Below are 21,495 nucleotides of genomic sequence, written 5' to 3'. Positions count from 1 at the left end.
TCAGAGGTTAAGAAATCCTTACCTGTTAGACGCATCAATGCCAGACGCGATCCAGCGTTAAAACCCTCTTAACCATGAAAAGCACAGGCCATCCGTCGAATTACTCGAAACGGAGGGAAAAACGGTAGGCTCGGATGGGCGGCATACCGCCCACCAGTCAGGCCAGTTCGGCCATTTCGACTACATATCCCTTGTCGCGCAGCGAGTTCACGAGCCGGTCGATCTGTTCACCGTCGCGCGCTTCGCATTCGATTTCCGCCGTCAGGCCTTTGGCCGGCAGTGTGGTGAAAATGCGCTGATGATAGATTTCGATGATATTGACGTTGTGTTCGTTGAACTCGCGCATCACCTTGAACAATGCGCCCGGTCGATCCTGCAACACGATCTGCAAGCGAGCGAGACGCCCGGATCGCGCAAGGTCGCGCAGGAGCACATTCGCGAGCAGGCGCGTGTCGATATTGCCGCCGCAGAGGACGAGGCCGACGGTCTTTCCCCTGAACTTGTCCGGGTTCGACAAGATCGCTGCAAGGCCCGCTGCCCCCGCTCCTTCGACAACGGTCTTTTCGATCTGCAGCAGAAGCGCGACCGCATGTTCGAGGGCTGCCTCGGGTACCAGAAGCACATCATCGACCAGCTCGGCGATGATCTGACGGGTGAACTGCCCAGGCGCCTTGACGGCAATGCCTTCCGCCAGCGTATCGCCGCCACAGGGACGCTCGTCACCCGTTACTGCCGAATACATCGATGGGTAGAGTTCGGCCTGAACACCGACCATTTCGATATCTGGCTTGAGCGCTCTGGCCACGGTGGCCATCCCACTCATCAATCCGCCGCCGCCGATCGGTACGACAAGACAATCGAAATCGTCCTTGTCCTCGATCATCTCCAGCGCGACCGTGCCCTGCCCGGCCGCAACGAGAGGATCATCGAACGGGTGGACAAAGGTTAGGCCGCGTTCCTTTTCCAATTCGCGCGCATGGGCATAAGCCTCGTCGAAGGTCTCGCCGAAGAGCGTGACATTCCCGCCCACGCTTTCGGTCTGCATGACCTTAACGCTGGGTGTGGTCTGCGGCATTACGATGGTGACCGGAACGCCCAGACGCCGGCCATGATAGCTCAACCCCTGGGAGTGATTCCCGGCGGATGCCGCGATCACGCCCCGCGCGCGCTGTTCCTCGTTGAGATGGAGCAGCGCATTGAGCGCGCCGCGTTCCTTGTAGGCGGCTGTGAATTGGTGATTTTCGAACTTGAGCCAGATGTCGGCCCCGGAAATTTCCGACAGGGTCTGCGAGCGCAACATCGGCGTCCGGACCACGGCGCCTTCGATACGCGCAGCGGCAGCGCGCACATCGTCGAGGTTAAGGAGCTCGGTCGCCTTGGCGGCAGCACGGACGGAAGATGCTTCGTTCATGTTAGCGGCCCTACGGCTAGGCGCCATGCGACGCAACGTCCGAAAGGGTTTGCCTGCAGCAAGCTATGCCTTATCGGATGCCGCTGGAAACGAGCACTGGATCGCCTGAAATGAAGTTCAAACTCCTTGCCACCACCTTTGCCTTTGCACTCGCCATGCCAGCCGCGGCCGACGTGCTGGTCGATAATGTGGAAGGGATTACCTTCGACGAAGATGGCAAGATCAAACGGTTCAATGCGCTGGTCATCGATGATGACGGCAAGGTCGCGCAGATCCTGTCATCGAAAGACAAGAAGCCCCAGACCGATTACCGCGAGAACGGCAGGGGCGCGGTCATGATCCCCGGACTGATCGATGCTCACGCGCATGTGATGGGCATCGGCATCGGTGCGCTGACGCTGGATCTGTCGGAAACCAATTCGCTTGAGGAAGCGCTGGACAAGATCCGCCGCTTTGCTGCCGAGAACGAGTCGCGGCCGTGGATTCTCGGACGTGGCTGGAACCAGGAGAAATGGGGCCTTGGCAGATTTCCAACGGCTGCCGAACTCGACAGTGCGGTCTCCGACCGGCCAGTTTATCTGCAGCGCGTGGACGGCCATGCCGGCTGGGCGAACAGCATAGCCATGCAGGCTGCTGGCATCACTGCAGAAACGAAGAGTCCGGAAGGTGGCCGCGTGGAGCGGATGGCGGGATCACAGCAGCCCTCGGGCGTATTCGTCGATGCCGCTGAAGAACTGATGACGCGCGCCATTCCGGCGCCGCGCCCTAACGAGCGCGACCTTGCCTTCGCAGAGGCACAAAAGGTCCTGAACAGTTACGGGATCACTGCAGTCGCGGACATGGGAACGACCATCGAGGACTGGCAGGCATATCGCAGGGCAGGCGACAAAGGCGCCCTTACGGTGAGGATCATGTCCTATGCCGCCGGTCCCGAGCAGATGGAGCTTATTGCCGGCGCCCGGCCTTCGCCCTGGCTTTATGACGACAAGCTGCGGATGAACGGGATCAAGATCTATCTCGACGGCGCACTCGGCAGCCGGGGCGCGTGGCTGAAGCAGCCCTATGCCGACGATCCGGGCAATACCGGACTTCCGCTCACTGGTCCCGCCAAACTGCGCAACGTGCTGGTGCGCGCCGCCCAGGGGAATTTCCAGCCCGCGATCCACGCCATCGGCACCGCGGCGAATGAAGATGCACTGGACGCGATCATAGAGATTGCCGAAAGCTTCCCGGGTGATCGGCGCTGGCGCATCGAGCATGCGCAGATCGTCGATCCAGTCGACCTGCCCAAGTTCGGTGAGGACGGCATTATCGCGTCCATGCAACCTGTCCATCAGACGAGCGATCGCGTTATGGCAGAAGCCCGGCTCGGCCCCGACCGCCTCGCTGGCGCCTATGCATGGAACTCGATCCTGAAGGCGGGTGGACGGCTGGCTTTCGGGTCCGATGCTCCGGTCGAATCGCCTGACCCGTTTGCAGCGCTGGCCGCTGCGACGACGCGCATGGATGCGAATGGCGAGCCATTTGGCGGCTGGCACCCCGAAGAACGCGTGAACCGTGAACAGGCGCTGGCGGCCTTCACCAGCGAAGCCGCCTACGCAGGGTTTGCAGAGGGCCGCTTCGGCAAGCTGCTACCCGGCGAACGCGCCGATTTCGTCCTCATCGATCGCGATCCCCTGATCTCCAGTCCGGGAGAGTTGCGGGCCACCAAGGTGATCGAAACCTGGGTGGGTGGACGGAAGGTCTACGACGTGGACTGAGGCTCTTCGGGCTTTTCGACGACTGCTTTCCGGCGTTTCTCGGTCAGACGCATCAGCACCAGCGAGCCTTCGAACAAGAGCAGAAGCGGAATTGCGAGCAGCAATTGCGAGCCCGGATCGGGCGGCGTGATGATGGCCGCGACCGCAACCACGAGCACGACCACATACCGCCTTGCCGCCACAAGCTGGTCGCGGGTTACGATCCCTGCCCGATGTAAAAGCAAAAGCAAGACGGGCAGGAGGAAGCTCATTCCGAAAGCGAGAATGAACTGCATCACCAGACCGAGATATTCGTTTGCGGTCGGAAGCGCTTGGATTTCGAGACCGCCCGCCGTCCCCTGAAAGCCCAGAAACCAGCGAAACGCGGTGGGCATGACGACGAAATAGGCGAGCGACGCCCCCATCAGGAAAAGGATGGGCGTGGCCAGAATAAATGGCAGGAAAGCTTTCTTCTCGCGCGCATATAGCCCTGGGGCCACGAACGCCCAAAGCTGATTGGCGATAACCGGGAAGCTCAGACAGAACCCGGCGAACAGCGCCACCTTCAGCTCGACAAAGAACACTTCGTAGAGCTTCGTGAAGATGAGCTGCCCTTCCCCTTCGGGAAAGGCATTCTTGAGCGGTTGGATCAGAAAACCGAGAATGGGATCGGCGAAGTACAGGCACACCCCGAAGGCCACCACCAATGCAAGCACGCATTTTACGAGCCGCGAGCGTAGTTCGATCAGATGATCGAGAAGCGGTGCCTGGCTTTCGTCGATGTCCCTTATCACCGCCATGTCAGCTGTCCTTCCCCGAAGCGGGAGGATCGAGAGGCAGTGGCGGCTCGTCCGAATGCTCCGGCGCCTTCACCGGTGCAGCGCGCCTGATCGCAGCTTCCGCCGCGGCATCGGCATCGGGGACTTCACCTGCCGCCGACAGAGGCTCCATCTCATTCGGCAACAGATTTTCGGGCCCACCGCCTTCCGGTTGCGCGCCGTCGGGATACTTTGCCATGATTTCCTTGTTCCGTGCCGCCCATTTCTCCTCCATTTCCTCGATCTCGGCCTGACGAACGACTTCGTCGATCCCGGCACGGAAATGGTTAGACATGCGGCGCAGCTTGCCGATCCAGCGACCAGCCGTACGAAGCGCCTTGGGCATGTCTTTTGGCCCAATCACCAGGATCGCCACAATGACGATCACCAGCAATTCGCTGGCACCGATATCGAACATGGCTGCCTCCGCCCGCTAGCGGATTATTTCGGGTCGGTGGTCTGCTTGACCTGATCTGCGGTCAGGCCTTCGTCCGCAGGTTTTGCGTCATGAGATATCTGCTTGGCGGGCTTTTCTTCTTCATTCATGCCCTGCTTGAAGCTTTTGATACCTTTTCCGAAATCGCCCATCATCTCGGAGATGCGGCCACGGCCGAACAGGACGAGGATGACGACGGCGATGATGGCAAGTTGCCAGACACTGAGACCCATGGGACCTTCTTTCTCGGTTATGCAGTTTCGATTATAGGCGTTGTGGGACGTTTGTGCCAGTCAGTCATCACCGATCGGGTCGCGATTCCCATCTGCGTTATCGCCTTGTTGGTCGGCATCGCTCTCGCCAACGAGCTCATCATAGGCATCCTCGACAGGATCGAGCAGACCCGTAGCCCGCAATTCGGCAATTCCCGGTAAATCCCGACGGCTCGACAGGCCGAAATGTTCGAGGAATTCCGTTGTGGTGGCGTATATCGTCGGCCGCCCGGGCACCTCACGCCGTCCCGCGATTTTGACCCAACCGGCTTCCATCAGCACATCCAGCGTACCGCCGCTGGTCTGTACTCCGCGAATTGATTCGATCTCGGCGCGGCTTACCGGCTCGTGGTAGGCAATTATCGCCAAGACCTCCGTGGCAGCGCGGCTGAGCCTGCGAACCTGTTCTTTCTCACGCCGCAAGAGATGCGCCAGGTCGGGCGCGGTTTCGAAGTGCCAGCGTTTGCCCCGCTCGACCAGATGCACGCCTCTCTTCTCGTAATGATCGGCGACGCTCTGCAATGCGTCGCGGACATCGCCTACCGCAGCGCCGCCGAGGAAGCCTGCGAGCGCTTCCGCAGTCATCGGTTCCTCTGCTGCAAACAAGGCAGCTTCTACAGCGCGATCCAGCTCCTCCATCAGGTGGAAACCCGGCGAAGGTGAAGCGGACCGAACGTATCTTCCTGCTGCAGTTCGGCTTTGCCCAACCTGGCCAGTTCGAGCGCGGCAACGAAACTGGATGCGAGCGCCGATCGTTTGAGGCGTGGCTCTGCATGGGGCGGAAGGAATTCGCGCAGTTCCATCCAGTCGAGCGTAACACCCAGCATGTTCGAAACCCGGTCGAGTGCCGATTCCAGCGTCATGACGGGGCGTTCGCGGACCATGTGAATGGCCGGTGCAGTACGCGCCTTCACCCTGCCGTACGCTTCTATCAACGAGAATTGATCACACTGCCAAAGGTTCTTGCGCGCTATTTCCAACCCCTCCGGACTGCCGCGCAAGAAGACATCGCGCCCGATCCGGTCACCCCCCATCAGGCGCGCGGCCGCATCGCGCATTGCGCCAAGGCGCTGAAGCCGCAACTGAAGCTTCAAAGCCAGTTCCTCGGGGCTCGGATCCTCCTGCTCTTCCTTGGGCAGGAGCATCGCCGATTTAAGGTATGCCAGCCATGCCGCCATCACGAGGTAGTCGGCGGCAAGTTCCAGTTTCAGTGCTTTGGCTGTATCGATGTAATCGAGATACTGGTCGACCAGCGAAAGTATCGAAATCGAACGCAAGTCGACCTTCTGGCGCCGCGCGAGATCGAGCAGCAGATCGAGCGGCCCTTCCCAACCATCGAGCTCCAGATACAGGGCATTTTCATCGGCAGCATTTTCACTGGCGATGCCTTCCCACCCATCATGGTCGGCGGCCGCATTTTCGCTGAAAAGCAGGCCGTTTGCGCTCATGCCGGCTGTTCTTGGGCGATAGCCAGCAAGGTATCCCGATTCGCCAGCAATTCCGCCGTATCCGGCCCATCATCTGGTTCGTGCATTGCCGCGAGCACCCGGTCGAGCCGTTCGATCGTCTTCTGCCCCATGGCCTTGCCGCTTTCAGCTATCGCGACCTGGTCGTCCATTTTGGCCCAGCAGTTGAGTACGATATCGCATCCTGCATCGAGCGCGCGGATGGATCGCTCGACGATGGTCCCATCCAGCGCCTCCATGTCGATATCGTCGGTTAGCAACAGGCCATCGAAACCGATCCGGCCACGAATGATCTCGCGAATAACTTTTGCCGACAACGTCGCCGGGTGGTCGGCGTCCCAGGCTTCGAACACCATGTGCGCGCTCATGCCTAGTGGGTGCGACGACAAGGTGCGAAAAGGCTCGATATCGACATCGAGCTCCTCATCGCTGGCGTCGACGCGCGGAAGTTCCTTGTGCGAATCGCTGGTCGCACGGCCGTGGCCCGGCATATGTTTCAGGCACCCGACGATACCTGCCCGGCCCAATCCATCCAACACCGCCCGGCCGAGTGCGGCCACCTGCATCGGTTCGGTCCCGAGAGCACGGTCGCCAATTACATCGTCGGTCTCGGGCCGGCGCACGTCGAAGGGCGCATGGTAATCGACCGAAATTCCCATTTCTGCGAGTTCGCGGCCCATGGCTTCTGCATTCGCGCGCGCTGCCTCGATCGCGGAAGCCGGCGCGACATTCCATAGCGCAGCGAAGGCCTCTCCTGCAGGATAGCGTTGCCATACCGGCGGCTTCATCCGGGCGACCCGCCCGCCTTCCTGATCGATCGAGACGATCAATCGTTCGCGACCATGAATTTCGCGAAGGTCGTCCGTCAGCTTGCGCAACTGATCCTTGCTGTCGCAATTGCGCCCGAAAAGGATGTATCCAGCGGGATCGGCATCCTTGAAGAAGGCGCGTTCGTCGGCCGTCAATTCGAGGCCGGAAATGCCGAAGATGGCGGGTGTCATGGCTGGAAAGTGAGGCCTTTGCAGATTTCCCGCAAGATCGGTGCCGTCGGCGGGTGTGGAAATTGAGCCTTACTGCGCGCCTATTTGACGAAGCATGCCAGCCCATCAGCCTTCAGTGCGTTGCATAGCCTGTTGGCGGCGGCGCGGTCGCCGGTCATAGCCTGCAACCGGAAAACTCGCCCGATATCGACCTGCGCTTCGACGACGCGATGCCGCACTCCATTCAACGCCTCCGTCTGGCGGATAAGGTTAGACCATGCAGCTTCCGCGTCCTCGCGCCGCGGGAAAGCACCGACCTGGACAGCCCCTGCGGAAGACTGCGTCGTTTCGACCGGCGGCTCACTGACCGTGGATGCGATGGATGGGCTCGCTGCCACGCTGTCCATCGGTGCCGAAGCTGGCCGATCGGCCAGCTTGCCTTCACGCGTTTGCCCTTCGCCCACGGCGAAACTGGTATCACCCGTTCCGGCGAAGGTCTTGCCACCGGGATTTTCGGGTCTCGTCTTGTACGGTCCGTCAGGCGCTTCGATCAGGCTGCCATCCGCCTCGGGCTCGTTGGAAACCTGACTGGTCACGAACCATATTCCGCCGACCACCGCGGCCAGCAATGTAATCGCCAGTGTTCCGAGCATGATAAGCCTGGACGTATCGAACCCCGCGGCATCGCCTTCATCGTCCGCCGCCTCGAGCCAGGGCAGGCTCTCATCGTCGGCGAGATCGAGTTCGTCCTCGCTCTCCCAATCTTCGTCCGTATCGTACGGCGTGGACCCCATCATGCTCACATCTCCTCGACCGCCTCGACCCCCAGAATGGCGAGGCCGTTGCGGATCACCTGCCCGACCTGCGCCACCAGAAACAGGCGCGCGGCGGTCAATTCGGGATCGCTATCCTGAATGATCCGCTTCGAGGGATCGTCATTACCCGCATTCCAAAAGCTGTGAAAGGCCGCAGCCAGATCGCCCAGGAAGAATGCGATGCGATGCGGTTCGCGCGCCTTCGCGGCGGCTTCTACCACACGCGGGAATTGTGCCGCTTCGCGCACCAGCGCCAACTCGCTGTCGTCCAACCGGTCCAGATGCGCATCGTCCGGCTCCACCCCGGCCTTGCGCAGCGTCGAGCGCATTCGTGCATGGGCATATTGGAGATAAAAAACCGGATTGTCCTTGGACGCCTCAACGACCTTGGCGAAATCGAATTCCATCTGCGCATCGGGTTTGCGGGTAAGCATGGTAAAACGCACCACGTCCTTGCCCACTTCGTCGACGACATCGGCCAGCGTGACGAAGGTACCCGAACGCTTCGACATCTTGACCGGTTCGCCGTCGCGCAAGAGCTTGACCATCTGCACCAGCTTGACGTCGAAAGGCACATCGCGCCCGGCGCCTTTGGTGAGCGCTGCGACTGCGGCCTTTATACGCTTGACGGTGCCTGCGTGGTCCGCACCCCAGATATCGATAAGCGCATCCGCCTTCTCCGCCTTCTGGAAGTGATAGGCGAGATCGGCGCCGAAATAGGTCCATGCCCCATTCGATTTCTTGATCGGGCGATCCTGATCATCGCCGAATTCTGTCGAACGGAACAGAGGTAGTTCAACAGGTTCCCAATCCTCCGGCGGAGCCTTGCCCTTGGGTGCCTCGAGCACGCCATCGTAGACGAAACCATGTTCGCGCAGCCATGCTTCCGCTGCTTCGGGCTTCTTCGCCGCCTGCAACTCTGCTTCCGACGAAAAGAGGTCGTGGTGAATGCCCAGAAGCGACAGGTCTTCGCGAATCATTTCCATCATCGCGGCGACCGAACGCTGGCGGAACAGCGCGAGCCATTCGCTTTCATCACCATCCCTGTACGCCGGGCCAAATTCCTGTGCGAGTCGTTCCCCGACCGGCTTCAGATAGTCGCCGGGATAGAGCCCTTCAGGGATATCCCCGATCTCTTCACCCAATGCCTCCCGATACCGCAGGTGCGCGGACCGGGCGAGCACGTCCACCTGACCGCCGGCATCGTTGACGTAATATTCGCGGGTGACCCGATAACCTGCCCATTCGAGCAGGCCGCAAAGCGCGTCGCCAACCACCGCGCCGCGGCAGTGACCCATATGCATGGGGCCGGTAGGGTTTGCAGAAACATATTCGACGTTGACCGTGAGGCCCTTGCCCATGTCCGACCTGCCATAACCGGCGCCCAGCGACGCAATCGCCTGGATTTCGCGCCGCCATACGTCGCTTTCCAACCGCAGGTTGATGAAGCCGGGACCTGCGATCTCTGCCTCGGCAATCGCCGGATCACGCTGAAGGTGTTCAACGATCTTTTCCGCCAATGCGCGCGGATTGCTTTTCGCCTGCTTGGCAAGAACCATCGCCGCGTTTGTCGCGAGGTCGCCATGGGACGGGTCTCGCGGCGGTTCCACGGTAACATTGCCGCGTGCCGCGTCGGCAGGCAGCGAGCCCTCCATTTCGAGAGCATCCAATACCGCGTCGATCCGGGCCGCGAAGGCCGCGTGAAGTGTCTGCATTTCAGCCATGGCGCGCGCCTAGCCTATCGACGCGAAATGGCAAGATAGCAGCGACTATCGCGTCGCGTTGTAACGCAGCTGATCTTCGGTCAGTTGGAAGCCCACCAGCAGTTCGAAGGTAGCCCGCTGGAGTGCAGCGCGCACCGTCGGATCGGCCAGTGGATCAAGCGCAGCGTCGGGATCGCCAGCTTCGCGCTTGCGGGTGATCTGGTCGCGAATTTCAGCAGGAAGCGTGGCTTCGGCGCGATTTACATAAGCGCCAGCCGTGCCGCGTGCCTGAGCGCGTTCCTGCCCATCGGCAAACTGAAGGGTCACGCTGCCGATGCGCTTGGTCACAACCGAAGAACCGCCGCGCAGGACGGTGGAGAAATAGGGCAGAGTAACGGTCCGGCTGCCACTGGTGTCCGTACGACGTGCCACGACATCGAAGGTCGCTTCGGTGTAAACCCGATCATCTGCGCTTTCATTGCAGGTCGAACGCAGGTTCGTGATCGCTGCCGTCACGTCCAAATCGGCGCTGGTGGTCGAACCGGGAGTACGGAACGTCGTGATATCGCCCGTGTAATCGGGAATCCCAATGGCAGGACAGGTACTCCTCACCGCGGTAATGCCGACACCCTGATCGATCACCAGGTCCCCTTCCTTGGCGCATCCGGCCAACGCTAGGCCCAAGGCGAGCGCGGGAAGAAGGCGGGTACGGATGGTCATGCGGCTAGTTTCCCTTTTACGGTCATTCGAATTCGTCGCCCCTCGGGACTGCGCTTGCCCTAGCTTGGCCTGCACGAAAGCGCTAGAGGGCGGGACATGAACGCCCCCTTTCCATCCACGCCTGCCATACCCGGACGCGATCCGCGTCTGCCTTTGAAGCTCATTGTCGCAGCGCCCCGCGGATTCTGTGCCGGCGTCGATCGTGCGATCGAGATAGTCGAGAGGGCGCTGCTCAAGTTCGGCGCGCCCGTCTATGTGCGTCACGAAATCGTGCACAATCAGTACGTCGTCGACAGTCTCAAGGCCAAGGGGGCCATATTTGTCGAGGAGCTGGACGAGGTTCCCGACGATGCGCCGGTGGTCTTCAGTGCTCACGGCGTCCCCAAGACGGTGCCTGCCGAAGCCGAACGCCGCAACATGTTGTATGTCGATGCGACCTGTCCCCTCGTCAGCAAGGTTCACCGGCAGGCGGAGCGGCAGGTCGAAAAGGGCCAGCACATCCTGTTTATCGGGCATGCCGGACACCCCGAAGTCATTGGGACGATGGGCCAGGTACCGCCGGGTCAGATCACTCTGGTCGAGACGGTCGAGGACGTTGCCGATCTCGATTTCACACCAGAAGACAATTTGTCCTATCTGTCGCAGACCACCCTTTCGGTCGACGATACCCACGATATCATCGCCGCGCTGCAAGAACGCTTCCCGCAGATCGTCGCCCCGAAGGCAGAAGACATCTGCTACGCGACAAGCAACAGGCAGGCGGCCGTTAAACAGATTGCAGCAAGCTGCGACCTGGTACTGGTTATCGGCGCACCGAATTCCTCCAATTCCCTTCGCCTGGTCGAAGTATCGGAAAGGATGGGGACTGACGCCCGTTTGATCCAGCGCGCCGATGAAATCGACCCTAGCTGGCTGGAGGGCGTCGGTACGGTCGGGCTGACGGCCGGTGCATCCGCACCTGAAAAACTGGTTCGCGAAGTCGTCGACCGGCTGTCCGACTGGCGCGCCGTGGAAGAGGATATTGTCACGGCAGCTGAAGAAAACATGATCTTCAAGCTGCCGCGTCAGCTAACCGAATAGGTGGCGGTCTACACCCATCTGGGCGCCGAGGACCTGGCGCGCCTGATCGCGGAATACGATGCCGGTCGACTGGTTTCGGCCAAAGGTATTGCCGAAGGCGTTTCGAATTCGAACTGGCTGATCGAAACGACCCAGGCACGTTATATTCTGACGATGTATGAACGCCGGATCGAACTAGCCGATCTGCCGTTTTTTCTCGCCCTGCTGGACCACCTGTCCGAAGCGGGCTGCCCCGTGCCGCGCACCATACATGATCGTAGCGGAGCGCCTTTCCGCATGGTGGGTGAAAAAGCCGCAGCGCTGATTGAATTTCTCCCCGGCGTGTCGCCGACCACTCCCGATCCCGACCAGGCGCGCGCGGTCGGTTCCGCACTCGCTCAGATACATCTCGCCGCCGGGAGTTTCGCGATGAGCCGGCCGAACGATCTCGGCCCCCAACAGACCTCAGCCATCCTGCATGAGTGCGGCGCCGATGCGCTCGCTTCGATAGACCCCAGTCTTCCCGACATCCTCGATGTCGCCACTGGCATCGCGCGAAACTGGCCCAACGATCTGCCGCTTTCCATTATTCATTCGGACCTGTTTCCCGACAATGTGCTGATGCTGGGTGACCGGGTCACGGGCATGATCGATTTCTATTTCGCTTGCACCGGCGCGATGGCCTACGATCTTGCAGTTACGCATGCGGCCTGGTGTTTTGATCGGTCGGGCATGCACCTGAACCAGGCGCTCGGCGCTGCGCTGGTAGAAGGGTACGATTCGGTCCGGCCCTTGAATAAGAGCGAGCGCGATCACCTGCCGTTGCTCGCGCAGGGAGCTTGCCTGCGCTTTATTGCCAGCCGCGCCCAGGATTGGCTGGACACGCCTGCCGACGCCCTCGTCCGCCGCAAGGACCCGATGGATTTCGTGCATCGACTGGAATTCTATCGCGACAAGGGGCAGAGCGCGTTCTCATGAAGAAAGTCGAACTTTTTACCGACGGAGCCTGCAAGGGAAACCCCGGGCCCGGCGGTTGGGGCGCGCTCCTGCGCATGGGGGCGCATGAAAAGGAACTGTCGGGAAGCGAAGCCGATACGACCAACAACCGCATGGAGATGACGGCTGCGATCAAGGGCCTGAGTGCTCTCATCGAACCGTGCGAGGTCGATCTCTATACCGACAGCAAGTATCTGATCGATGGTATTACGAAGTGGGTGCACGGCTGGAAGAAACGCGGCTGGGTCAACGCCAGCAAGAAGCCGGTTCGTAATGCCGAACTATGGCATGAACTGATCGACTTGACCGCGCGGCACAAGGTGGATTGGCACTGGGTCAAGGGCCATTCCGGTCACGTAGAAAATGACCGGGTCGATCGCCTGGCAAGTGACGAGGCCGATCGGATAGCCGGGCGGAACTAAGCTCGTAAGAAGTTCAGCCGAAGCGATCAGGCGAGTAAAGATCGGCATTGAGATCGGCTGTCATCTCGTCCCTGCCTTCGCCCAGCAACAATTGCCGCGTTAACCGTGCCGCAGCGGGGGACGTTTGTATCCCGAAGCCACCTTGCCCCGCGAACCACGCGAATCCGTCGATCTTCGGGTCGAATCCGTAAACCGGCCTGCGGTCGGCGGCAAAACTGCGCAAGCCAGCCCACTTGTGCTCGACCGCCTCGATTTGCCAGTCGACCACTTGTTCAAGCCGCGCAATCGCTTGAGCAACGGCCAATTCCTCAGGTGCCGCATCGCAAGGCACGCTCGGTTCTTCGTCTTGGGGACTCACCCAGAGCCGCCCTCCCGCTTCGGGCTTGAAATAGAACTTACCCTCAATATCGAGCACGAGAGGTAAATCTTCCGGCACGTTTGTGCCCAGACGAAGCTGGGCCACCGTACGACGATAGGGCGTAATTCCCGCTTGCCGCGCTCCCGCCATCGCAGCCAGCCCGTCTGCCCAGGCCCCGGCAGTGTTTACCACGCAATCGGCGCGATATTCTTCCCCGCTGACATCGGTGATACGCCAGCACCCCGATATCCGCTGGAGACCGGTGACCCGCGCCCGGCATTGCAGGTTCACGCCGGTATCGAGCGCTTGTCGAAGGTAATGGGCGTGAAGCGCTGCTACATCGATATCGGCGCAGGCCGGTTCCCAAACCGCAGCCGACCATGCCGGGCGAATCCCCGGAACGTGGCGTTGCACCTCGGCGGCCCCCAGCCGCTCTAGCACCGCCCCTGTTGCTTGGAACCGCTCGAGAAAATCACCGACAAGTGCCGCATCCTCTTCGCGCGCAACGTACAACGCCCCCCGTTGCTGCAGAAAGCCGCCGCTGCGCAGATATTCCCCGGATGCCAGCGTGAGGGGAACGATGTCCGGGCCGCCGTAACACTCCTCCCAGAATGCAGCAGAACGCCCCGTGGCATGATATCCCGGCCGGTCCTCCGCTTCCAGCAGCAGCACGCGTGCACCGCCTAGCGAGAGTTCGGCAGCCAGGCTGGCACCTGCAATCCCGGCGCCGATCAATGCGAAATCGTATGTGCTCACGAGACCTCTGGCGGGGCCACCTGGTCGAGAAATTCGGCGATCCCTGCCAGCGCACGCCCTCGTACGGGCTGAACTTCCCGCAGGATTTCGTGACGCGCCTCAGTGCCGAACGCCAGCAACTCTCCATTGGGAAATCGCTGTGCGGCGCGCACCGCGGACGGATGACGAACGAGCTTGTCTGCAGATGTGCTGACGATGAGGACAGGCACCTCCACGTTCTCCATCGCGCCGCGCTTTTCCAACTGGCGCGTCGAGGCATAGGCCCGCTCGACCCAGCCCCAGCTTCCCGGCCCCATGACCAGTTCGGGTCGCCTCTCCCGCCACCATAATTCGTCCGCATACCGACCGGCATCGTGTGTCAGCAGGTCGGAGCGATTCGCCGGCATTTCGCCGGGTTTCTCGCTCCACTTCCATGCGGGCCGCGTGGGCTTGCCGATCTTGGTCATGAACCAAGCGACGAAGTGCGATACCCCCAACGGCAGCGGAGGCCCCGACATGCCGAGCATCGGCGCGCTGAGTATCGCTGCGTCGGGATCGATCTCTCCATCCACCAGCGCACGCGTGACGAGGTGCCCCCCCATCGAGTGGCCCACGACTATATGCGGCCCGCGCGTCTCTGTTTTCCAAGTCTTCCAGAGAAAGGCCAGGTCATCGACCCAGTCGCAAAAGTCCCCGATATGTCCTGTGATTGCATCATCGCCCAAACGCCCCGATCCAGCCTGCCCGCGCCAGTCCGCCGCGGTCACGTGCCAGCCAGCGCGACTCCACTCGACGAGGGTTTCCAGATACTTTTCGTAGAAGTCGCCGCGGCCGGGCATGAAAAGGATCGACCCGCGCTTGCCCCCATCCTCGGCCGGTAAATCGATCCGGCGGATTTCATGGCCATCCGCTAACGCAAACCTGCTTTCTACGGCCCCGGCCGGTATCGCGCGCCGATTGATGGATTGCCTTTCTGCCTGCATAACGGTGACCGGACATCCTCGTATGGTTACTGTTTGGTAAGCACGTTCCTGTAGCACCGGGCCCGAAGAAAGCCTCGGGGGCGACATGCAAAGCGAAATTTCCACCTACGTATTGCTCGCCGGATTGGCAATCGCACTGCTCTGGGTAATCGTAACGGATCTGAAGAGCCGTACGATCAGCAACCGGCTGACGATGGCGGTCGCCTTGGGCGCGCCGGTATTCTGGCTATCGACTGGTTTGCCGCTCTGGCCGGGCGTCGCCCTTCAGATCGGTTTGGCCGCCATTGTGTTCGCCGTGTGCTGCATATTGTTCGCTATCCGTCAGATGGGCGGCGGCGATGTGAAGCTGCTCTCGGCGCTCGCATTGTGGGTGCCGCCCTCGCAGTTCACTCTGCTGCTGGTTGCCATGGCGATGCTCGGCTGGGTGCTGACCATGGCGATTGGCGCCTGGCGCGTAGCCCATTCCACGACCGTCCGGACACGCCCTTTGCGCGATGCCATACTGTTGGGTCTGGGCACGGCCATTGCTGCGTTGTTCGCAAGCGCCGTTCTGGGTGGACCACGCCTTTCAGTTCCGGCCGATCTGCTCGGCTCCGTAACGACCAGCCCTATCGCGGTTATCGGCCTGATGCTGGCACCCTTCATCATCCTGCTTGTCGTAACGCTTGGTTCGATCCGCATCATCCGGCGGCACGATCGCGATTTATGGGTCCCTTACGGTCCCGCCATTTCGCTCGCCGCTCTGTGGGTAATGGCAAGCGGCCAGATGTTCCGGCCGGTCGGCGCGATAGCCGCGGGCTGACAACGCGATTTTAACCAATTCGCCCGTAAAGCTTGAAACCATACTTGCCCGCACTGGGATTTCGCGGGCTGAACTAGGGGGCTACAAAGCCATGGATAGGAAGAAGCTGGTTCTGCTGGTTGCTGCACTGATCATCGCGGTCGGTACGGCACTTGTCGCACGGAGCATGTTTGCCGGTGCAGGCGCACCGCAGGCCGAGGCTGCCGCGCAGGTCGAACCGCAGGGACCCAAGGTCCTTGTTGCACAACGTGCGCTCCCGGTCGGGACGATCATCACCGCCGATGCCATCGGCTTTCAAGCGTGGCCTGCCGAACTGGTTCAGGATGCGTATTTCCTCGACGGCGAAGCCGACATCACGAAGCTTCTCGGCACTGTTGTCCGTCATCCGATCACGGCTGGCGAACCTGTGACGCAGGGCTCTCTGGTTGCCCCCGGAGATCGGGGCTTTCTCGCTGCTGCTCTGACGCCAGGCATGCGCGCCATCACGGTTCCGGTTACCGCCCAGTCGGGTGTAGCCGGGTTCGTCTTCCCAGGCGACCGCGTGGACATGGTTCTGACCCAGCAGGTCGAAGGTAGCGAAGAGTCCAGCCTGAAGGCATCGGAAACCATTCTTCGTAACCTTCGTGTTCTGGCAACGGATCAGTCGACCGTTTCGGAAAAGGCGGAAGACGGGTCGACCGTGGTCAAGGCATTCAGCACTGTCACGCTCGAAGTAACCCCGGTCATTGCAGAGAAGGTCGCCGTGGCGCAGACGATCGGCACGCTCAGCTTGTCGCTGCGCTCACTCGCCGACAATCAGAGCGAACTCGAACGGGCCATCGCTTCGGGTGACGTCTCCATTCCGGATAATGCCACGCCCGAGCAGGAAGAACGGCTCCTGCGCGAAGCCATGGCGCGTCCCGATGACGGCAAGAGCACCTACGTGACCGGCGGCGACGTATCGCGCTTCCAGCGCCGTACGGCTCCTGCGCAGGGCACCAGCGCACCGCAAGCCGCCTACGGCGACGGACAACCGGTTCGCAGTGGTCCCAGCGTGCGGGTCACCCGCGGCAAGCAGACCGAGGATGTATCGATTGGTGCAGTCGGATCGAGCACCGCGCGCGGAGCCGCAAGTGCCGCACAGACATTGCCTGCCGCCCAAGCTGTAGGTGTGAGATGAGCAGGAAAAAGCAACAGGAACGCCATTCAGGGGGCAATTCCATGACACGTCGCCTTACAACGAAACTCCTGCTCTCCAGCCTGGCGTTGACGCCGCTGGTGGCAGCCCCGGTTACCACTGCCACTGCCCAGTCTGTGGTTCGTCCCAACTCCGAGATCGTTCTCTCCATCGGTCGCGGTGAACTGGTCAATGTGCCGGGCAATATGGCCGATGTCTTTGTCGCCGACGACAATGTCGCCGACGTCCAGGTTAAATCGCAACGCCAGCTCTATGTCTTCGGTAAGGCCGGTGGCGAAACAACGATCTACGCCAGCAACAATGCCGGCGACATCGTGTGGTCCGCCAATGTCCGCGTCGGATCGAATATCGGCAGTATCGACCAGCTACTCGCCCTCGCCATGCCCGAAGCCAACATTTCGGTCGCCACCATGGGGTCGAATGTCATCCTGCTCACCGGGACGGTCGCCGCTCCGGAGGATGCCGAAGAAGCGCAGCGTCTTGTCGAAGCCTTCGTCGGCACGGAATCGAATGTCATCAGCCGCCTGCGTATGGCGACTCCGCTGCAGGTCAATCTGCAGGTGCGTATTGCCGAAGTCAGCCGCAGCTTCGTGCGTGCGATTGGGGTCAACTTGACCAGCATCGACAGCACGGGAGGCTTTCAGTTCGGCGTTGGTCAGGGGCGCAGTGGTTTCATCAATGGTGGACGGCTTCCCGCTCTCGGCGTGGGGAACACACCGATTGGGCTGCTGCCTGATCCGGCAGATCCGACCAAGCTTGTACAAGTAGAAGGCACTCGGATTGGGGGAGTTTCCCCGGGCACCACGCTCGGTGCAATGGGTAGATTTCTTGGGCTCGACATTGGAGCCGCGCTGGACCTCGCTGAAAACGAAGGGCTCGTGACCACGCTCTCGCAGCCAAATCTGACCGCTCTTTCCGGCGAAACGGCTGAATTCCTCGCGGGTGGTGAGTTTCCGATCCCCCTTAGTCAGGGTCTCGGCACTACCACCATCGAGTACAAGAACTACGGCGTAAGCCTCGCCTATACGCCCACCGTGCTCGCCAATGGGCGCATCTCGATGCGGGTACGTCCAGAAGTATCGGAGCTTTCCAGCCAGGGCGCTGTTGTCTTCGAAGGCTTCCAGATTCCGGCACTCGTAACACGGCGTGCAGAAACGACGGTGGAACTTGGTTCGGGCCAGAGCTTCATGATTGCCGGCCTGTTGTCCAATAATGCCACGAACACCATCGACAAGGCCCCGGGCCTCGGAAACATTCCGATCCTTGGCAATCTGTTCCGTTCGACCACCTATCGCAAAGGCGAAACCGAACTGGTGATCGTGGTGACACCGTATCTCGTGAAGCCCGTCGATGCGAACGACATCCATTTGCCGACTGATGGCTTCCGCAAACCGAACGAATTTCAGCGTTTGCTCGGCTTCCAGCAGAGCGATGGCGTTTCGGGCGGTGAACGGCCGAAGCCGCGGGCGGTCGAAACCGCGCCGGGCGAGCCCAGCATTTCTGGCGGCCAGCCTATGAACAATGGTGAACCGCAGGCGGCCCTCCAGCCCGATGCGCGCCGCAATGAACGCACGGCGTCGGCCAAGCCCGGCTTCAGCTTCGACTAAGGGAGACGAGTACAATGGCAAAGGCAACCAATCGCAAGCTCGCCGGATCTCTGGCCGTCTCGCTCAGCCTCGTGCTTGGCGCATGCGGAGGCATGGGGACTGAAAATCGCACGCTGTACAGCGTGCACCAACCGGTAGTCGAACGCACCAATTTCACTCTGGATGCCAGTGCCGGTGGCGATGGCCTGGCGGTTAGCGAGCAGCAGCGCATCGCCGACTGGTTCGATGCGATGAATTTGGGTTACGGCGACCGCGTCTCGATCGACGATCCGAGCGTCAACCCGGCTTTGAAGCGTGACTTGGCGGCGCTTGCGGGTCGGCACGGCGTGCTGATCAGCGAAGAAGCACCCGTGACGGCAGGGTATGTGAACCCTGGTCAGGTCAGAATTGTCGTGACCCGCTCGACCGCCAGTGTTCCGGGATGCCCTGACTGGTCGGCCAATGGCGAACACAACCCGACGAATGCGACATCACCGGGTTATGGCTGCGCTGTGAACGGTAATCTCGCGGCAATGGTCGCCAATCCGGAAGACCTCATCACCGGCCAGAAAGGCACCGGCGAAACGGTCGTCAGCACCTCTACCAAGGCCATCAAGGCGTATCGCGATCTGGCGCCGACCGGAGCAACCGGCGGACTGGCCGAAGTCAACACCCAAGAAGGAGGCTAACCAGCCATGAGCGCTTCACTGAAACCCGGTCTGGCCGGAAACCGCGATCCCTTTGCGGCCTATATCTGTGATGAAAACGCCCTCGACGTCCTTCGTCCGGTGGTGATCGAACTCGGCTGGCAACCTGAAAAATGCAACAAGGGTGGACTGCGCAACGCAATCCAGTCCTTGTCGGTATCGGCCAGCCCGAACATCCTGATGGTCGATCTTTCCGAAAGTGGCGACCCGCTGAACGACATCAATGCGCTTGCGGAAGTCTGCGAGCCGGGAACTGTCGTTATCGCAATCGGACAGGTCAACGATGTCCGTCTGTATCGGGATCTGCTCGCCAGCGGCATTCATGACTACCTGCTCAAGCCGCTATCCGCCGGCATGCTGCGGGATTCCCTCAATCAGGCGCAGGCCGTCTTCATGGCTCCGCGCGGGGGTGAAGAAGAAGGTGTAAAGCACCACGTTTCCACTGCCGTCATCGGCACACGCGGCGGCGTCGGCGCATCGACAATCGTAACGTCGCTTGCCTGGATCTTCTCGTCAGAGAAGCGCATGCCGACAGCGTTGCTCGATCTGGACGTCCACTTCGGCACCGGTGCGCTCACGCTTGATCTCGAGCCGGGACGCGGCCTGACCGATGCAATCGACAATCCCAGTCGTATCGATGGGCTGTTCATTGAACGCGCCATGATCCGGGCGAATGACAATCTGGCCATTCTCTCCGCGGAAGCTCCGATCAACCAGCCGCTCATGACCGATGGCTCGGCCTTCATGCAACTGCAGGAAGAATTCAAGCACACGTTCGAAATGACGGTGCTCGACATGCCGCGCAACATGATGATCAATTTCCCGCACCTGCTCAACGACGTGAACGTCGTCGTACTGGCAACGGAAATGTCACTCGCGTCGGCACGCGATACCATCCGTATCCTTTCCTGGCTCAAGAACAACGCACCGCATTCGCAGGTCGTGATCGTCGCCAACAAGGTTCAGCCGGGTGTCGCCGAAATCAGCAAGGCCGACTTCGAAGCGTCGATCGAACGCAAGATCGACGTGATGGTGCCCTTCGACCAGAAAGCCGCTGCCAATGCCGCGAAACTGGGCAAGACCTTCGTCGATGCGAACAATGGATCGAAAGCGACGGCCGCGATCAAGCAGCTTTCCGCTCAGGTCATTGGTGCTGGAGACGAGAATATCGCAGGGGCCGGCAACGGCGGCGGCGCCAAGAAATCGCTTCTCGGCAATCTCGATCTCAAGAGCCTTTTGGCGAAGAAGAAAGACACGCGGGTCAAGGAACCCGCGCAGTAACGACGCGAAGCTTTGGGCTCGCGCGCATTAAGTTTGGACGGAGTTTGGCATGAACATAATCCAGCTGACATTGATGGCAGGGGGTATCCTCGCCCTACTGGCGATCGGCTATGTTCTGTTCTCCGGCCCTGACGCAGGAAAGGCCAGCCAACGGCGTTTGCAGCAGGTGCGATACCGCCATTCGGACAGCACGGATACAAAGGTCGAATCGCAGCTGAAGAAGGCCATCGCTGCTCGCCGCCCGACGGCCTATAAAGTAGCCGGGTCGGGGTCGCGCATCGAAGCGCTGGCCAACCGCCTTGACCGCACCGGCAAGGGCTGGACGCTTAGCCAATATGCCTACGCCTCGCTTGGCCTGGGATTTGTGGTCGCCCTGCTACTTTTCTTGCGGAGCGGGTCCTTGCCGCTTTCGTTCGGTGTAGGGATACTGGTCGGTGCAGGGCTTCCCCATTTCATCGTCAATCGCGCAATCAAGAAGCGGACCAACAACTTCAACAAGAAGTTCCCCGATGCCATCGAACTGCTGGTTCGCGGCTTGCGCTCGGGTCTCCCCGTCACCGAAACGCTGTCGGTTGTCGCACAGGAAGTTCCCGGTCCGGTCGGCGAAGAATTCAAGGGCATCGTCGAACGGACCAAGATCGGCCGCACAATGGAGGAATCGCTGCAGGCGACGGCCGATCGTCTGGGCATTCCGGAATTCAATTTCTTCTGCATTACTCTTGCCATTCAGCGGGAAACCGGCGGCAACCTTGCAGAAACGCTTTCCAACCTCTCGGACGTGCTGCGCAAGCGCGCGCAGATGAAACTGAAGATCAAGGCGATGAGCTCTGAATCCAAGGCGTCTGCCTACATTGTCGGATCGCTGCCCTTCATCGTCTTCGTTCTGATCTACTGGGTGAATCCAACATATATCGGCGGCTTCTTCGAAGACGATCGCCTGATCGTCACCGGACTGGGCGGCCTCGTATGGATGAGTATCGGTGGCTTCATCATGGCCAAGATGGTCAGTTTCGAAATCTGAGTTGAGGA

At 60.8% G+C, this 21,495-nt stretch carries 22 protein-coding genes; 10 read left to right on the top strand and 12 right to left on the bottom strand.

Annotated elements, in window-relative coordinates; genetic code table 11:
- Positions 1-157 precede the first annotated feature (157 nt).
- The gene (locus KYK83_RS06075; RefSeq protein WP_222827572.1) at positions 158-1,411 is read right to left on the bottom strand and encodes a threonine ammonia-lyase; all 1,254 of its coding nucleotides are present in this window, start codon (positions 1,409-1,411) and stop codon (positions 158-160) included.
- Between the two features lie 110 nt (positions 1,412-1,521).
- On the opposite strand from KYK83_RS06075, the gene KYK83_RS06070 reads away from it, so the two are divergent.
- The gene (locus tag KYK83_RS06070; RefSeq protein ID WP_222827571.1) at positions 1,522-3,171 is read left to right on the top strand and encodes an amidohydrolase; all 1,650 of its coding nucleotides are present in this window, start codon (positions 1,522-1,524) and stop codon (positions 3,169-3,171) included.
- Here the strand turns inward: KYK83_RS06070 and tatC are convergent.
- From tatC to KYK83_RS06025, 9 genes are all read right to left on the bottom strand, one after another.
- Positions 3,156-3,950, bottom strand: coding sequence for a twin-arginine translocase subunit TatC (gene tatC / locus KYK83_RS06065; protein ID WP_222827570.1), 795 nt, complete (start codon positions 3,948-3,950; stop codon positions 3,156-3,158). The two genes, KYK83_RS06070 and tatC, sit on opposite strands and share 16 nt — an antisense overlap.
- Position 3,951: 1 nt before the next feature.
- Positions 3,952-4,386, bottom strand: coding sequence for a Sec-independent protein translocase protein TatB (tatB, locus tag KYK83_RS06060; RefSeq protein WP_103022562.1), 435 nt, complete (start codon positions 4,384-4,386; stop codon positions 3,952-3,954).
- A gap of 23 nt (positions 4,387-4,409) precedes the next feature.
- Positions 4,410-4,637 (bottom strand): twin-arginine translocase TatA/TatE family subunit, encoded by a 228-nt coding sequence (gene tatA / locus KYK83_RS06055; RefSeq protein WP_103022561.1) that lies wholly within the window; start codon positions 4,635-4,637, stop codon positions 4,410-4,412.
- Positions 4,638-4,697: 60 nt separating this feature from the next.
- The gene (gene scpB / locus KYK83_RS06050) at positions 4,698-5,315 is read right to left on the bottom strand and encodes an SMC-Scp complex subunit ScpB (RefSeq protein WP_222827569.1); all 618 of its coding nucleotides are present in this window, start codon (positions 5,313-5,315) and stop codon (positions 4,698-4,700) included.
- Positions 5,315-6,124, bottom strand: a complete 810-nt coding sequence (locus tag KYK83_RS06045; protein WP_222827568.1) for a segregation and condensation protein A — start codon at positions 6,122-6,124, stop codon at positions 5,315-5,317. Before KYK83_RS06045 ends, scpB begins: the two co-directional genes overlap by 1 nt.
- Positions 6,121-7,143, bottom strand: a complete 1,023-nt coding sequence (gene nagZ, locus KYK83_RS06040; protein WP_222827567.1) for a beta-N-acetylhexosaminidase — start codon at positions 7,141-7,143, stop codon at positions 6,121-6,123. Before nagZ ends, KYK83_RS06045 begins: the two co-directional genes overlap by 4 nt.
- Positions 7,144-7,223: 80 nt before the next feature.
- Positions 7,224-7,919 carry an SPOR domain-containing protein gene (locus tag KYK83_RS06035; RefSeq protein WP_222827566.1) on the bottom strand — a complete coding sequence of 232 codons (696 nt, stop codon included), beginning with the start codon at positions 7,917-7,919 and terminating at the stop codon, positions 7,224-7,226.
- Between the two features lie 2 nt (positions 7,920-7,921).
- Entirely contained in the window at positions 7,922-9,661 is a 1,740-nt protein-coding gene (argS, locus tag KYK83_RS06030; protein WP_222827565.1) for an arginine--tRNA ligase, read from the bottom strand.
- A gap of 45 nt (positions 9,662-9,706) precedes the next feature.
- Complete coding sequence (locus KYK83_RS06025) at positions 9,707-10,360, bottom strand: hypothetical protein (RefSeq protein ID WP_222827564.1); 654 nt, start codon at positions 10,358-10,360, stop codon at positions 9,707-9,709.
- Between the two features lie 96 nt (positions 10,361-10,456).
- Between KYK83_RS06025 and ispH the strand changes: the two genes are divergently transcribed.
- Genes ispH through rnhA form a run of 3 tightly spaced genes read left to right on the top strand, consistent with a single transcriptional unit; the run spans position 10,457 to position 12,837 of the window.
- Positions 10,457-11,440, top strand: coding sequence for a 4-hydroxy-3-methylbut-2-enyl diphosphate reductase (gene ispH / locus KYK83_RS06020; protein ID WP_222827563.1), 984 nt, complete (start codon positions 10,457-10,459; stop codon positions 11,438-11,440).
- The gene (gene thrB / locus KYK83_RS06015; protein WP_222827562.1) at positions 11,441-12,397 is read left to right on the top strand and encodes a homoserine kinase; all 957 of its coding nucleotides are present in this window, start codon (positions 11,441-11,443) and stop codon (positions 12,395-12,397) included.
- Positions 12,394-12,837, top strand: a complete 444-nt coding sequence (gene rnhA, locus KYK83_RS06010; RefSeq protein ID WP_103022552.1) for a ribonuclease HI — start codon at positions 12,394-12,396, stop codon at positions 12,835-12,837. The genes thrB and rnhA overlap by 4 nt, the downstream gene beginning before the upstream one ends.
- Positions 12,838-12,850: 13 nt before the next feature.
- Here rnhA and KYK83_RS06005 read toward each other — a convergent pair whose 3' ends face one another.
- Positions 12,851-13,951, bottom strand: coding sequence for an NAD(P)/FAD-dependent oxidoreductase (locus KYK83_RS06005; protein WP_222827561.1), 1,101 nt, complete (start codon positions 13,949-13,951; stop codon positions 12,851-12,853).
- A complete protein-coding gene (locus KYK83_RS06000; protein WP_103022550.1) occupies positions 13,948-14,913 on the bottom strand; it encodes an alpha/beta fold hydrolase in 966 nt (321 codons plus the stop codon). The genes KYK83_RS06005 and KYK83_RS06000 overlap by 4 nt, the downstream gene beginning before the upstream one ends.
- A gap of 85 nt (positions 14,914-14,998) precedes the next feature.
- On the opposite strand from KYK83_RS06000, the gene KYK83_RS05995 reads away from it, so the two are divergent.
- The 6 genes from KYK83_RS05995 (at position 14,999) to KYK83_RS05970 (ending at position 21,487) form a co-directional block, all read left to right on the top strand.
- Positions 14,999-15,715, top strand: coding sequence for an A24 family peptidase (locus KYK83_RS05995; RefSeq protein ID WP_103022549.1), 717 nt, complete (start codon positions 14,999-15,001; stop codon positions 15,713-15,715).
- A gap of 91 nt (positions 15,716-15,806) precedes the next feature.
- The gene (gene cpaB, locus KYK83_RS05990; RefSeq protein ID WP_103022548.1) at positions 15,807-16,874 is read left to right on the top strand and encodes a Flp pilus assembly protein CpaB; all 1,068 of its coding nucleotides are present in this window, start codon (positions 15,807-15,809) and stop codon (positions 16,872-16,874) included.
- A gap of 41 nt (positions 16,875-16,915) precedes the next feature.
- Complete coding sequence (locus tag KYK83_RS05985; protein WP_103022547.1) at positions 16,916-18,499, top strand: type II and III secretion system protein family protein; 1,584 nt, start codon at positions 16,916-16,918, stop codon at positions 18,497-18,499.
- A 14-nt stretch (positions 18,500-18,513) separates the two neighbouring features.
- A complete protein-coding gene (locus tag KYK83_RS05980; RefSeq protein WP_103022546.1) occupies positions 18,514-19,167 on the top strand; it encodes a CpaD family pilus assembly protein in 654 nt (217 codons plus the stop codon).
- A gap of 6 nt (positions 19,168-19,173) precedes the next feature.
- Entirely contained in the window at positions 19,174-20,466 is a 1,293-nt protein-coding gene (locus KYK83_RS05975; protein WP_103022545.1) for a pilus assembly protein CpaE, read from the top strand.
- Positions 20,467-20,515: 49 nt separating this feature from the next.
- Positions 20,516-21,487, top strand: a complete 972-nt coding sequence (locus KYK83_RS05970; protein ID WP_103022544.1) for a type II secretion system F family protein — start codon at positions 20,516-20,518, stop codon at positions 21,485-21,487.
- Positions 21,488-21,495 lie beyond the last annotated feature (8 nt).

Source organism: Qipengyuania pacifica (assembly GCF_019857205.1).
Taxonomy (GTDB): domain Bacteria; phylum Pseudomonadota; class Alphaproteobacteria; order Sphingomonadales; family Sphingomonadaceae; genus Qipengyuania; species Qipengyuania pacifica.
This window is presented reverse-complemented; position numbering and strand designations above follow the sequence as displayed.